The following is a 12,915-nucleotide window of genomic DNA, read 5'->3' as shown; positions in this document are numbered from 1 at the left end:
AAGGGTCTCGGTACGGACCGGGGGTACCCGATCCCGCCATTCAGCATATCGGGGGAATGGGCCGTCTCGCACCCGTCCGTGCGCGGGTGGTCACGGCGCACCGACGTCACCCCAGGTCTGGCCGGGTGCAACCGGCTCTGAGAGAGTGTTGCCAAGCAGGTACTGCAGGTGAGGGGCTTCGATGACAGACACCGGTGGCGCGCCCGGCGGCGAGGGCGCCGACACGCCGACTCCGAGCCAGGGCACCCCCCAGGCTCCCGCCCCCGGATCGGGTGAGCCCCAGCGGCCCGAAGATCACGCCGCGTCACCGGCGACGCCGCCGCGAGGCTGGCAGGCGCCGGACGCGCAGGCCGCGCCGCCGACCCCGCCGCCGGGCTGGCAGCACGGGCCGGCCTACCGCCCGGACGCGCTGCCGCCGTTCACCGGGCAGCAGCCGCAGTTCCAGCAGCCGCGCTGGAACCCGCACGGGCTCGGCAAGCCCGGCGTGATCGCGCTGCGGCCGCTCAACATCGGCGACATCCTCGACGGCGCGATCACGGCGATCCGCCGGCACGCGCTGCTGATCCTCGGCATCGGCGCGGTGGTGGCGGTGCTCAGCGCCGCGATCACGTTCGTCCTGCAGAAGTACATCCTCACCGACCTGGCGGGCTTCGCCTCGACGGTCGACCTCGGCCCCGCGGCGACCGAAGAGGAGCTCCGCAGCGCCCTCTTCGGCACCTTCGGCGACCTCTTCATCGTGCTGATCTCTTCGACGCTGCTCTCGACGTTCCTGCTGACCGTCACCACCGGCCTGATGGCCGCGGTGATGGGCCGCGCCGTGCTGGGCCGCGAGGTCACCTTCGGCATCGCCTGGAGCGAGGTGCAGCCGCGGCTGCTGCCGCTGCTCGGCGTGGCGTTCGTCTACGCGCTCCTGAGCACCATCGGCGTCATGCTCTGCATCATCCCGGGCGTCATCGCCTGGGTGTTCTGGGCGCTGGCGGCCCCGGCGCTCGTGCTCGAGCGCGGGACGTTCCGGACGGCGTTCGCGCGGTCGGCCAAGCTGGTCAGCGGCGCGTTCTGGCGGGTGCTCGGCGTGCTGGTGCTGGCCCAGATCATCGAGTCGTTCTTCGCGAACATCATCCAGCTGCCGTTCACCTTCGGCAGCGGCACGCTCAGCCAGATCTTCAACCCGGGCAAGATAGCCGTGCCGAGCACCGGTGACCTGCTGCTGGCGTCGGCCGGGCAGATCGTCGCCGGCACCATCGCGATCCCGTTCGTCGCGCTGGTCAGCGTGATCGTCTACCTCGACCAGCGGATGCGCCGCGAAGGCATGGACATCGAGCTGGCCCGCGCCGCGGGGGTCCAGCCGCCGCAGGCATGGTGACCTTCCGGCTCATCGACGTCCCGGTCGACATCGACCGGGACGCGGCCCGCCGCGCGGCCGAAGAGGAGCTGTCGGACCCGAAGTACCGCGACGCCCGGCCGAGCTTCCTGCAGCAGATCGGCCAGTGGCTCGGGGAACAGCTGGAGAAGCTGCTCAACAGCCTGTCCTCGGACGTGCCCGGCGGGATCTTCGGGGTGGTGCTGATCGTCGCGCTGCTGGTCGTGCTCGTCGTGGTGATCCGGGTGCGCACGGGCAAGATCGCCGGCTCGGCGCGGGCCGGCCGCGTCGTCTTCGGCGGGCAGCGCAAGAGCGCCGCCGACTACCGCCGGTCGGCCGCGGAAGCCGCTGCCGCGGGCCGGTTCGACGACGCCGTCCGCGACCGCTTCCGCGCCGTCGTGCGGGCCCTGGAGGAACGCGCGCTGCTCGACACCCGCTCCGGCCGGACGGCGGACGAGGCCGCCGCCGAGGCCGGCCTGCTGCTGCCGAACGTCGCGGACCGGCTGCGGCAGGGCGCCCGGCTCTTCGACGACGTCCATTACGGCGGCCGCGAAGGCACCGAAGCGGCGTACCGCACGCTGACCGAGCTGGACGAACGCTGCCGCCGTGAGCGACCGGTCGCCATGGCGGCCCCGTGAGCCCCGCCGACGTGCTCTTTCCCGCGGAGGCGGCATGAGCACAGCGGTTTCGCCCGACCTGAACCGGATCTGGCGCGGTGCCCGCGTTCCCCTCGCGCTCCTGGCCCTGATCTTCATCGCCGGTGCCCTGCTCCTGCTCGGCCGCGGCGAGCAGGCCTACGGCGCCCTCGAACCCGGCTCGTACGAACCCGGTGGCGCGCACGCCCTCGCGAAACTCCTGAAGGACCAGGGCGTCGACGTCCGGACCGTGCACACGATCGCCGAAGCGGACGCCGAAGTCGGCGACGACGCGACGCTGCTCGTCACCGCACCGGATCTGGCCCCGGCGAAGCGGTTCGACGCGCTGCGCGAGCGCGCCGCCGACGTCGTCCTCGTGACGCCGGGCGAGCCGACACTGCGTGATTCGCTGCCGCTGGTGCACCAGGCCGGCCGCAGCGACGTCGGGACGTTGCCGCCGCAGTGCACGGTCGCCGCGGCGGTCGCGGCGGGCGAAGTCACGCTCGGCGGGATCGGCTACGCCTCGCCTGGTGCGCGCTCGTGCTACCCCGGCGAGGACGGCGGCGGGACGCTGCTGCAGCTCGCCGACGGCGGCGGCACGACGACGCTGCTCGGCTCACCGGCACCGCTGACCAACGCGCGGCTCGCCGAACAGGGCAACGCGGCGCTGGGGCTGCGGCTGCTCGGCGCGCACCCGAAGCTCGTCTGGTACCTGCCGGCCACCTCGGACCCGGCGCTCGACGACTCCCGCCGGTCGATCTTCGACCTCATCCCGGACGGCTGGTACTTCGGGGCCGCGCAGGCGTTCGTCGCCGTCGCCCTGCTGGCGTTGTGGCGGGCCCGGCGGCTCGGCCCGGTGGTCACCGAGCCGCTGCCGATCGTCGTCCGCGCGGCCGAAACGGCCGAGGGCCGCGCCCGGCTGTACCGGCGGGCCAAGGCGGCCGGGCACGCGGGTGAGACGCTGCGGGAAGCGGCGCGCGGCCGGCTGCGGACCGCGCTGGGCCTGCCGCGCGACGCCGACCCGGCGGCGCTGGTGGAGTCGGTCAGCACGCGGACCGGACGGCCGGCCCACGAGGTCGGCGCGGTCCTCTACGGCCCGCCGGTGCCGGACGACCCCGCGCTGGTCCGGCTGGCCGGCGAACTCGATCACGTGGAACGAGAGGCAGGGCGAACTTGACCAGCGGTACCGAGAACGCGACCGGGGCCCGCGACGCGCTGATCGCGTTGCGCGCCGAGGTCGGCAAGGCCGTCGTCGGCAACGAAGCCGCCGTCACCGGGCTGATCCTGGCGCTGCTGTGCCGGGGGCACGTGCTGCTCGAAGGCGTCCCGGGCGTGGCGAAGACGCTGCTCGTGCGGGCCCTGGCCGCGGCGCTGGACCTGGAGACCACGCGCGTGCAGTTCACCCCGGACCTGATGCCCGGGGATGTCACCGGGTCGATCGTCTACGACGCGCACAGCGGCGAATTCTCCTTCCGCGAGGGGCCGGTGTTCACCAACCTGCTGCTCGCCGACGAGATCAACCGGACCCCGCCGAAGACGCAGTCGTCGCTGCTGGAGGCGATGGAGGAGCGGCAGGTCTCGCTCGATGGCAAGTCGCGGCCGCTGCCCGACCCGTTCATCGTGATCGCCACCCAGAACCCGGTGGAGTACGAGGGCACCTACCCGCTGCCGGAGGCGCAGCTGGACCGGTTCCTGCTCAAGCTGACCATGCCGGCGCCCTCGCGCGAGGACGAGATCGGAATCCTGTGGCGGCACGCCCAGGGCTTCGACCCGCGCAACCTGGCCGCGGCGGGCCTGCGCGCGGTCGCCGGTGCCCCGGAACTCGCCGCCGCGCGGGAAGCCGTGGCCCGCGTGACGATCGGGCCCGAGGTGATCGGGTACGTCGTCGACCTGTGCCGGGCGACGCGGCAGCTGCCGTCGGTGCGGATCGGCGTTTCGCCCCGGGGTGCCACGGCGTTGCTCGCGGTGACCCGCGCCTGGGCGTGGCTCGCCGGGCGTGACTACGCGACCCCCGACGACGTCAAGGCCCTCGCCCGGCCCGCGCTGCGGCACCGCCTGGACGTCCGGCCGGAGGCGGAGCTCGAGGGCGTCACCGCGGACGGCGTGCTGGACCGCGTGCTCGCGTCCGTGCCCGTGCCGCGCTGACATGGCGGTCACCGGAAGGCTCGGGCTGCTGGCGCTGTTCGGCGCGCTGGTGGTCGGGCTGCTCCTGCCGTCGGGCACGGGGATGCTGGCGGTCGCCGCGGTGCTGCTGGTGCTCGTGGTCGTCGACCTCGTGCTGGCGGGAAGCGTGCGGGCGCTGACGTTCGCGCGCTCGGGCGACACTTCGGTCCGGCTCGGCGAGCCGTGCGAGGTGACGCTGGTGGTCGCGAACCCCGGTGGCCGCGCGGTGCGCGGGCAGCTGCGCGACGCGTGGCCGCCGAGCGCGGGCGCGGCCGACCGCCATTCCCTGCGCGTCCCGGCGGGGGAGCGGCGGGCGCTGGTGACGGCGTTGCGGCCGTCGCGGCGGGGCGACCGGACGGCGGCGCGGGTGACGGTCCGGTCGGTCGGGCCGCTGGGCCTGGCCGCGCGGCAGGGTTCGCACGCGGTGCCGTGGACGGTCCGGGTGCTGCCGCCGTTCCACAGCCGCAAGCACCTGCCGTCCCGGCTGGCGCGGCTGCAGCAGCTCGACGGCCGCAACGCGGTGCTGATCCGGGGCCAGGGCACGGAATTCGACTCGCTGCGCGAGTACGTCATCGGCGACGACGTCCGGTCCATCGACTGGCGCGCGACCGCGCGGGCGGCCGACGTCATGGTCCGGACCTGGCGCCCCGAGCGCGACCGGCACGTCGTGCTGGTGCTCGACACGGGCCGCGTCTCGGCGGGCCGGGTGGGCGACGCGCCCCGGCTCGACGCGGCGATGGACGCGGCGTTGTTGCTGGCCGCACTGGCGTCCCGGGCCGGCGACCGCGTCGACCTGCTGGCCTACGACCGGCGGTTGCGCGCGGCGGTGCACGGTTCGTCCGGAGCTTCGCTGCTGACGTCGCTGGTGAACGCGATGGCGCCGCTCGAGCCGTCGCTGGTCGAGACGGACGCGCGCGGCATGGTCGCGGAGGTGCTCCAGCGAACCCGCCGCCGGGCCCTGGTCGTGTTGCTGACCGGGCTGGACGCGGCGCCGATGGAGGAGGGCTTGTTCCCGGTGCTGAGCTCGCTGACCGGGCGGCACGAGTTGGTGGTGGCGTCGGTGGCGGACCCCCGGGTGGCGGAGATGCTGGCGGCCCGCGGTGACGCGGAAGCGGTCTACGACGCGGCGGCGGCCGCGCGCACGACGGCCGAGCGCCTGCGGGTGACCGAGCGGCTGGTGCGGCATGGGGTGAGCGTGGTGGACGCGGTCCCGGAGGAGCTGCCGCCGGCGCTGGCGGACCGCTACCTGGCCCTGAAGGCCGCCGGGCGGCTCTGAGTCAGGCGGATTCGGGCAGGGCGTCGCCGGTGTCGCGGGCGTCGAGGTCGCCGACCTCGCCGTCCTTCGCCGCCCGGCGGCCGAGCGTGAAAACGTAGGCCAGGAACGCGATTTCGGCCAGCGCGCCGATGCCGACGCGCACCCACGTCGGCCAGCCCGACGGGGTCACGAACGCCTCGATGACCCCGGACACGAACAGCACGCACGTCAGCCCGAGCGCCATCACCACCACCGACCGGCCCTGCTCGGCGAGCGCGGCCGTGCGGGAGCGGCGGCCCGGGTCGACCACCGTCCAGCCGAGTCTCAGGCCGGTGCCCGCCGCGACGAACACCGCCGTCAGCTCCAGGAGACCGTGGGGGAGCAGGAGACCGATCATCACGTCGCCGCGGCCGGCCGCGCTCATCGCACCGATGATCAGCCCGGCGTTGAGCGAATTCAGCCAGAGCGCGCCGATCACCGGCAGGCCCAGCGCGACGCCGAGGAACAGGCAGGTCGCCGCCACCCACGCGTTGTTCGTCCAGACGTGCGCCGCGAAGGACGCCGCCGGCCCGGTCGAGTAGTAGTTCTCCGCCTGGCCGCCGGGCTTGGTCAGCTCGCTCAGCTCCTCCGGAGTGCCCAGCGACGCGCGCACGAGCGGGTCGCGCGCGACCCAGACGGCGATCACCACCATCACCGCGATCGACACCAGCGCGGCCGGGATCCACCAGCGCCGCGAGAGGTAGACCGCGGCCGGGAACCGGTGCGTGAAGAAGCGGGCGACCTCCCGCCAGGCCGGGTTGTGCGCCCCGGAGACCGCCGACCGGCCGCGGGCGACCAGGTCGGACAGCCGGCCGAGCAGGGCCGGGTCCGGCGCGACCGACCGCACGATCGACAGGTGCGTCGCGGTCCGCTGGTAGAGCGTCACCAGCTCGTCGGCTTCCGGCCCGGTCAGCTTGCCGCCGCGCCGGATCAGCTCACCGAGCCGGGTCCACTCCCCCGCGTGCGCAGCGACGAAGACGTCCACATCCACGCCGACCACCCTATCCGTCGATACGCTGGGCATCGTGCACGAGGAATCGGAGCTGGTCACCGGCGAAGCGGTCGTCCTGGACCTGCGCGTGGCCAAGCTCGCCAGCCGCGCACTGGCGATGGCGCTGGACGTGCTCGTGCAGCTCGCGCTGCTGCTGGGTGCGCTCATGCTGCTCACGTTCGTGGTGCCGTTCGCCGATGAGTCGCTGTTCCTGGCGCTGCTGCTGGTGTTCGTGGTGCTGATCGTGGTCGGCTACCCGGTCGTGTTCGAGACGCTCTCCCGCGGCCGCTCGCTCGGCAAGATGGCGGTGGGCCTGCGGGTCGTGCGCGTCGACGGCGGCCCGATCCGGTTCCGGCACGCGCTGGTGCGCGGGCTGGCCGGCTTCGTCGTGGACTTCTGGGCGCTCGGGTTGTTCGGCGCGGTCGCGGTGGTCGTGTCGCTGTGCTCGTCGAACGGCCGCCGCGTCGGCGACTTCCTGGCCGGGACGCTGGTGGTCCGCGAACGAGCCCCGCAAGGCCCCGGGTACGCGGCGGTCGCCATGCCGCCGGGCCTCGAGGGCTGGGCGGCGCAGCTCGACCTGACGCGGCTGCCGGACGACCTCGCGCTGGCGAGCCGCCAGTTCCTCGCCCGGTTCCGCGAGCTGCGGCCGGAGGCGTCGCACGCGCTGGGCTGGGGGCTCGCGCAGCAGATGGGGAACGCGCTGGGCACGCCGGTGCCGCCCGAGGTGCCGCCGTGGGCGTTCCTGGCGGCGGTACTGGCGGAGCGGCGCAACCGCGACCACGCCCGGGCGTTCCAGGCGTATGCGGCTCAGGGCCGGCCCGGCTATCCGCCGGTGGCGCCGGCTCAGCCCGCCCCGGGGCCGGCGGGGCCGCCTTGGCCGCCGGCGTCGCCTTGGCCGCCGGCGGGTCCGCACCCGGCCGGTGGCCCGCCCGCGGACCAGCCGGAGCTCCCGACGCCGCCGTCCGGCACGCCGGTGCCCGTGGAGAACCCCTTCACCCCGCCCAGCTGACGGGCCCTGGCTTCACTCGCGGGCGAGAGCCGCATGGTCGGCGATGAGCCGTGCCCGTTTCCGGACAACGCCGGCTTGACTCATGTCAGGATCCTGACATACGGTGGGCTGTGTCAGGAACCTGACATGAACAGCGAAGGAGCACACCATGCCCGCCACCGGACCCGACTTCATCTCGCTCCAGGCGCGCGATCTCACCGCGTCGCAGGCGTTCTACGAGCGGTACCTCGGCCTCGTCCGCTCGCCGGCCGGACCGCCGCACGCCGTCGTCTTCGAGACGAAGCCGATCGCGTTCGCGCTCCGCGACATCGTTCCCGGCACGGACCTCGCCTCCGCCGCCCGGCCCGGCATCGGTGCCGCGATCTGGCTCCACGCCACCGACGTCCAGGAGATCCACGACGCTCTGGCCGCCGACGGGCACACCATCGTCTCCGCCCCGATCGACGGTCCCTTCGGCCGCACGTTCACCTTCGCCGACCCCGACGGCTACCACGTCACGCTGCACGACCGCGGCTGATCGGCGCTACGAAACGTCGCCCGAGGGCGACAGCCACGTGTTGCACTGCTGGTTCCGGTTCTTCGTGGCACCGTGCTGCCACCAGCTGATGTTGTGCTTGGCGCTGCCGTGGTCGCGTTTGCCGTTGCGGGCGTAGTCGTCGCCGCGGTCCTGGGCGTTCCAGGCTTCGTTGTAGAGGTTCTTGTCGACCGAGCCGCCGGACACCGAGGCCGAGCCGAGGAACATCCCGGAGAAGCACTGCGCCTCGAGTTCCATGCGCCGCGACAGTTCCAGGCCGGCCGCCGAGTCGGCGCCCGCGTCGTAGCGCTGGTTGGCGAACGCCTCGGTGATGCCGGACATGTTCTGCACGTGGTGGCCGTACTCGTGGGCCAGGATCGACAGGTACGGGCCGGGGTGGTTGCCCCACACCTCGAGCTCGATCCGGTCCATCGGCATGTAGATCGTGTTGTTCGCCGAGCAGTAGAACGGCGTGACGCCGGTGGTGGTGCCCCCGCTGCCGCACGGCGTCGACGATTCCGACAGCGACCGCGGCACCGACAGGTTCGGCGTCCGGAACGGCAGGTCGACCGCGCCGAGCATGCGTGACCACATCGCGTCCAGGCAGCCGATGCCGGACTGGAAGAAGCGCGTGACGCTGTTCTGGTCGGTCGCCCAGCGGCTCAGCGAGCACGGGACGTTCTGCAGGCCGTAGTCCGCGCGGGCGAAGAGCGGGTTGTCCCCGGTGGCCACGACCGAGCGCGGCCCGGCCGGGGGCTGCGACGTCGGGGTCCGGCGTTCGGTGGTGCGCGCGGTCGTCGTTGCCTCGGTCGAGGAGGTGGCCGAAGTGGTGGTGCTCGCCTCGGTGGTGGTTTCTTCGGTGGTGGTCGGGTAGGTGCTGGCGTAGCCGGCGTCGGCGACGTGCCGTTTGTGGTTCCCGGACAGCGCAACGGCGGCGACGAGCCCACCCGCGACGGCGACGATCGCGAAGAGGGCGACCGCGACGATCACCCCGGCGTTCGACTTCTTGGCGACGTAGGGGGTGTAGCCGGGCGCGAACCGGGGCCCGAAGGAGGGCGGCCCGGCACGGCCCGGGACGAAGACGGGCACGGCGGCGGCAGCCGGCGGCGGCAGCGGCGCCCGCGCGGGCGGCGGAAGGGGCCGGCCGTACGGCCCGGTGGGCGGACCGTGCGGACCACGCGGCGGCTGTGGGACACGCGGCCCGGGACCCTGCGGTGGCGCACCGGAAGGGCCGCCCTGCCCGGGCGCGCTGCCGGGGCCCTGTGGTGACGCACCGGAAGGGCCGCCCTGCCCGGGCGCGCTGCCGGGACCTCGCGGGGGCTCGCCGAACGGGCCGGGCTGCCCACCCTGCCGGACCGGGCCGCCCTGCCCGGGCGCACCGAAGCGGTTCGGCGGCCCGCCCTGCCCCGGCAACGGCCGCACCCCCGGTGGCGGCAGCGGCCGCGCTCCCGGTGGCGGCGACGGCCGGCGCGGGTCGTGCGGACCAGGACCAGGACCAACCCCAGGACCCTGCGGGCCGTGCGTCATCGAGTGGAACCCCCCGTGCGATTTCCCCGTCGGAAGCGGCGTACCTGCGGTGATCGCGCCGTTCCGGGCGTCAGCATAGATCGAGTGCTCTAGGGTGTGGTGCTGTGCCGATGAAATGGGGTACCGCCGCCGCGATCGCCGTCGCGGTCGTGCTGGCCGCCGCCGGGCCCGCGGCCGCGCAGGGGCCGTCGGCCGGGCCCGTCCTGCCGAACCTGCCCGCCGACCAGGTCAAGAAACCCCAGCTGCTCACCGGGCAGGACGTCCAGCCGCCCGAAGGGGCCACCGCCGACGTCGCCCTCAAGCTCCTGCGCGACGGCACCCTCTCCGTCACCGAACACGTCACCGTCCCCGGCGGCCGGCAGCTCGTCTCGCGCGTCCCCCTCAAGGTCCCCGCGAGCGACGACCAGGACCGCGTCTTCGCCGTCCGCGACGTCAAGACCGACGGCGCCGCCACCGGTGAGCTCACCGGTGACCAGCTCGTCCTCACCTTCGCCGGCGGCACCGGCAGCGCCACGTTCACCGTCGACGGCGCCGTCGCCGACCAGAACGGCCGCCAGCAGGTCCGCTGGCAGGTCGGCAGCGGCTTCGACACCCCGCTGGCCAAGCTCACGGCCTCGCTGCTCGCCCCGAGCACCCAATTGTCCCCTGTGGACTGTTTCGCCGGCCCGGTCGGCTCGAGCCAGCGCTGCACCCTCGCCGAGCTCGACCACACCGGGGTCGTCCGGCTCGAACAGAACGACGTCCGCCCCGGCGACCGCGTCGACCTCCTCGTCGGCCTGCCCGCGGGCACCACTCCGGCGAACGCGGAATTCGCCGACATCGGCCTGCTCGCGAACGCCTTCGCGCTGACGCCCGTGACCGGGATCGCCTTCGCCGTCCTGCTCGCCTTCCTCGTCGCGGCCGCGCTCTTCGTCCGGCGGCGCCGCAAGCAGGACGCCGGCGCGCTGCGCACCGCCACCGGCCCGGTCGAAGTCCTCCTGCGCGACGGCGACCACGTCTTCTTCGCCAGTCCCGACGGCGTGCTGCCCGGCCAGGTCGGTACGGTCGTCGACGAGACCGTCGACGTCGTGGACATCAGCGCCACCGTGGTCGACCTGGCCGTCCGCAACTACCTGTGGCTGGCGGAAGTACCCGGGCCCGACTGGCAGCTCACCCGCCGCAACCCGCCGGACGAACACCTCCACGACTTCGAGCGCGCCGTCTGCGAAACCCTGCTGCCACCGGGCACCGACACCGTGCTGGTGTCGCAGCTGCGCGCCCGCGGCGGGCTCGACCTGCGCCGGATCAGCGACGCGATGTACGCCGACGTCGTCACCAAGCGCTGGTTCTCCCGCCGCCCGGACACCGCCCGCGGCCGGCTGACCTGGCTCGGCGCCGGGATCTTCACGCTCGGGCTGGTCACCACCGCGGTGCTCACCTTCACCGCCGGGTACGCGCTGCTCGGCGTCGCCGTCGCGCTGGCCGGCCTCGCGGTCGTCGCGGTGGCCGCGCTGCTGCCGTCGCGCACCGCCCGCGGCCGCGCCCTGGTGGGGCAGGTCCGCGGCCTGCTCGACTACCTGCACACCGCGAAGGCCGAGGACATCCCGGCCGCCGACCGCGAGCTGGTCTTCTCCCGCTCGCTGCCGTACGCGGTCGTGCTGGGCGACACCGAACGCTGGCTCGGCGCCTTCGCCGCGCTCAACCCGTCGGCGGACGGCTCGGCCGGGCTGTACTGGTACGGCGGCATGGAGGCCGAGCACGACCTGCGCCGCTTCGGCACGCACTTCCCGTCGTTCCTGACCGCGCTCGACGGCGTGCTCGCCGCCGCCGCGGCCCGCTGACCGTGCTCGCGGGGACGCTCCTGGCGCTCGCGCTGGCCGCGGGCCCCGCCGATCAGCCGCCCCTGCCCACCGTGCCGCAGAGCGCCGAGATCCAGCTCAAGGTCCAGCGCGACGGCTCTCTTTCGGTCGCCGAAGCGATCTCCGTCCCCGACGGCGTCACGATGGATCGCCGGGTCGCGCTGCGGGTCCCGGCGCCCCACCACCGCGACCGCGTCTACGGTGTCCGCGACGTCGTCCTGGAAGGCGGCGGGACGGCGAGCGTGAACGAAGACGCCTTCACCGTCCACCTCACTCCCGGGACCTCGATCGTCCGGTACACAGTGGACGGTGCGGTCGCCGGCGACCGGATCACCTGGGAGCTGGCCGGCGGCTGGAACACCGAGCTGAAGTTCCTCCGCGCCTCCTTCGCCGCGCCGAAGATCCCCACCGCCGTCGACTGCGCCGCCGGGCCGCCGGGCTCCGACTTCCCGTGCGCGGCCGCGCAGATCGACCACGCCGGGCTGACCCGGTTCAGCCAGCAGAACCTCGCCGCGGGCGAGCGGATGACGGCGACCGTCGAACTGCCCGCGGACACCGTGCCCGGCAACGAGGTGCTGGTCCCGGCCAAGACGATCGCCGGCGCGTTCGTCCTCACCGCCCCGGTCGGCTGGGCGTGGGCGGCCTTCGGTGCGCTGCTGCTGCTCATGGGCGCGTTGGTCTGGGCGGCCCGCCGCCGTGAGGCCGGCACCGGCGAGCCGGAGAAAACGAGCCTGGTCACCCCGAACGGCGAGTTCGCCTCACCCGAGGGCGTGCTGCCCGGCCACGCCGGCGTCCTCCTCCGCGCCCGCCCCGGGGCCGCCGACCTGGCCGCCACCGTGCTCGACCTGGCCGTCCGCAACTACCTCTGGGTGAGCGCCGAGGACGGCGGCTGGCGGCTGGCCCGCCGCAACCCGCCCGACGAGCACCTCACCGCCTTCGAAAAAGCCGTCTACACGGCCGTCGTCCCGGACGAGCCGGTGACCCTCGCCGAACTGCGGGAGCGGCACGTCACCGTCGGCCCGGCCGAGCTGTACGCCGACGTCGTCCGCCGCGGCTGGCTCGCCCCGCGGCCCCGGCGGCTCGGCCGCGCCGGGGTCCGGATCGCCTGCTACGGCGGGTTCCTCACCGTCCTGCTGGCCGTGACCGTCGGCTACGCCCAGCTCGGCGTCATGGTCGTGCTCGCCGGGGCCGCCGCCGTCGCCGCCTCGGCCGCGCTGCCCGCCCGGCGGCGGGCGGGCGCCGACGTGGCGCGGCGCCTGCGCGGCCTCGGCGTGACGCTCGCGTCGGCCAAGGCCGCGGACCTGGACGAGCCGCAGCGCGAGCTGGTCTTCTCCCGCGGCCTGCCGTACGCGCTCGCTCTGGGCGAACTGGCCCCGTGGGTGGCCGCGTTCGACGGCCTCGAACACCCGCCGCCGGTCTACTGGCACGCCGGTGACATCGCCCCTGACCAGGCCGGATCCTTCGCGACGGCGTTGTCGGGGACGTTCGCCGCCGCGCGCCGCGGCCGGCTCCTCGACGACGCCGTCCGGGACACCGGTTCCCAGCAGCCAGTCGAGACGCAGGCGAGCGCGCGGGAGTCGTAGG

General features: G+C 74.4%; 11 protein-coding genes. 9 read left to right on the top strand and 2 right to left on the bottom strand.

Annotation, left to right across the window (positions count from 1 at the left end):
• Positions 1 to 181: 181 nt before the first annotated feature.
• From ACFVYA_RS04735 to ACFVYA_RS04715, 5 genes are read left to right on the top strand one after another with little or no spacing between them, the layout of a single operon-like run.
• Positions 182 to 1,363, top strand: coding sequence for a hypothetical protein (locus ACFVYA_RS04735; RefSeq protein ID WP_387042425.1), 1,182 nt, complete (start codon positions 182 to 184; stop codon positions 1,361 to 1,363).
• Positions 1,357 to 1,998: a DUF4129 domain-containing protein gene (locus tag ACFVYA_RS04730; RefSeq protein WP_387042422.1), complete on the top strand. Its 642-nt coding sequence runs from the start codon at positions 1,357 to 1,359 to the stop codon at positions 1,996 to 1,998. Before ACFVYA_RS04735 ends, ACFVYA_RS04730 begins: the two co-directional genes overlap by 7 nt.
• Positions 1,999 to 2,032: 34 nt before the next feature.
• Positions 2,033 to 3,172: a DUF4350 domain-containing protein gene (locus ACFVYA_RS04725; protein WP_387042419.1), complete on the top strand. Its 1,140-nt coding sequence runs from the start codon at positions 2,033 to 2,035 to the stop codon at positions 3,170 to 3,172.
• Positions 3,169 to 4,140, top strand: coding sequence for a MoxR family ATPase (locus ACFVYA_RS04720; RefSeq protein ID WP_285988507.1), 972 nt, complete (start codon positions 3,169 to 3,171; stop codon positions 4,138 to 4,140). The genes ACFVYA_RS04725 and ACFVYA_RS04720 overlap by 4 nt, the downstream gene beginning before the upstream one ends.
• 1 nt (position 4,141) lies before the next feature.
• Positions 4,142 to 5,434 carry a DUF58 domain-containing protein gene (locus tag ACFVYA_RS04715; protein WP_285988508.1) on the top strand — a complete coding sequence of 431 codons (1,293 nt, stop codon included), beginning with the start codon at positions 4,142 to 4,144 and terminating at the stop codon, positions 5,432 to 5,434.
• Position 5,435: 1 nt separating this feature from the next.
• Here the strand turns inward: ACFVYA_RS04715 and ACFVYA_RS04710 are convergent, their stop codons facing one another.
• A complete protein-coding gene (locus ACFVYA_RS04710; RefSeq protein WP_285988509.1) occupies positions 5,436 to 6,443 on the bottom strand; it encodes a stage II sporulation protein M in 1,008 nt (335 codons plus the stop codon).
• Between the two features lie 34 nt (positions 6,444 to 6,477).
• On the opposite strand from ACFVYA_RS04710, the gene ACFVYA_RS04705 reads away from it, so the two are divergent.
• Together ACFVYA_RS04705 and ACFVYA_RS04700 are read left to right on the top strand one after the other, a co-directional pair.
• Positions 6,478 to 7,452, top strand: a complete 975-nt coding sequence (locus ACFVYA_RS04705) for an RDD family protein (RefSeq protein WP_387042414.1) — start codon at positions 6,478 to 6,480, stop codon at positions 7,450 to 7,452.
• 148 nt (positions 7,453 to 7,600) lie between these two features.
• Entirely contained in the window at positions 7,601 to 7,969 is a 369-nt protein-coding gene (locus ACFVYA_RS04700) for a VOC family protein (RefSeq protein WP_285988511.1), read from the top strand.
• Positions 7,970 to 7,975: 6 nt separating this feature from the next.
• On the opposite strand, the gene ACFVYA_RS04695 is transcribed toward ACFVYA_RS04700, so the two are convergent.
• The gene (locus tag ACFVYA_RS04695; protein ID WP_387042411.1) at positions 7,976 to 9,055 is read right to left on the bottom strand and encodes a neutral zinc metallopeptidase; all 1,080 of its coding nucleotides are present in this window, start codon (positions 9,053 to 9,055) and stop codon (positions 7,976 to 7,978) included.
• 548 nt (positions 9,056 to 9,603) lie between these two features.
• Between ACFVYA_RS04695 and ACFVYA_RS04690 the strand changes: the two genes are divergently transcribed.
• Positions 9,604 to 11,313 (top strand): DUF2207 family protein, encoded by a 1,710-nt coding sequence (locus ACFVYA_RS04690; protein ID WP_387042408.1) that lies wholly within the window; start codon positions 9,604 to 9,606, stop codon positions 11,311 to 11,313.
• 2 nt (positions 11,314 to 11,315) lie between these two features.
• Entirely contained in the window at positions 11,316 to 12,914 is a 1,599-nt protein-coding gene (locus ACFVYA_RS04685; RefSeq protein ID WP_387042405.1) for a DUF2207 domain-containing protein, read from the top strand.
• Position 12,915 lies beyond the last annotated feature (1 nt).

The sequence above is a fragment of the Amycolatopsis sp. NPDC058278 genome, from assembly GCF_042881395.1.
GTDB lineage: Bacteria > Actinomycetota > Actinomycetes > Mycobacteriales > Pseudonocardiaceae > Amycolatopsis.
This window is presented reverse-complemented; position numbering and strand designations above follow the sequence as displayed.

Bases quoted from the DNA above. Each gene is read 5' to 3' on its own strand.
- ACFVYA_RS04715 (WP_285988508.1), top strand. From the start codon at position 4,142: ATGGCGGTCACCGGAAGGCTCGGGCTGCTGGCGCTGTTCGGCGCGCTG.
- ACFVYA_RS04730 (WP_387042422.1), top strand. From the start codon at position 1,357: ATGGTGACCTTCCGGCTCATCGACGTCCCGGTCGACATCGACCGGGAC.
- ACFVYA_RS04700 (WP_285988511.1), top strand. From the start codon at position 7,601: ATGCCCGCCACCGGACCCGACTTCATCTCGCTCCAGGCGCGCGATCTC.
- ACFVYA_RS04690 (WP_387042408.1), top strand. From the start codon at position 9,604: ATGAAATGGGGTACCGCCGCCGCGATCGCCGTCGCGGTCGTGCTGGCC.
- ACFVYA_RS04725 (WP_387042419.1), top strand. From the start codon at position 2,033: ATGAGCACAGCGGTTTCGCCCGACCTGAACCGGATCTGGCGCGGTGCC.
- ACFVYA_RS04735 (WP_387042425.1), top strand. From the start codon at position 182: ATGACAGACACCGGTGGCGCGCCCGGCGGCGAGGGCGCCGACACGCCG.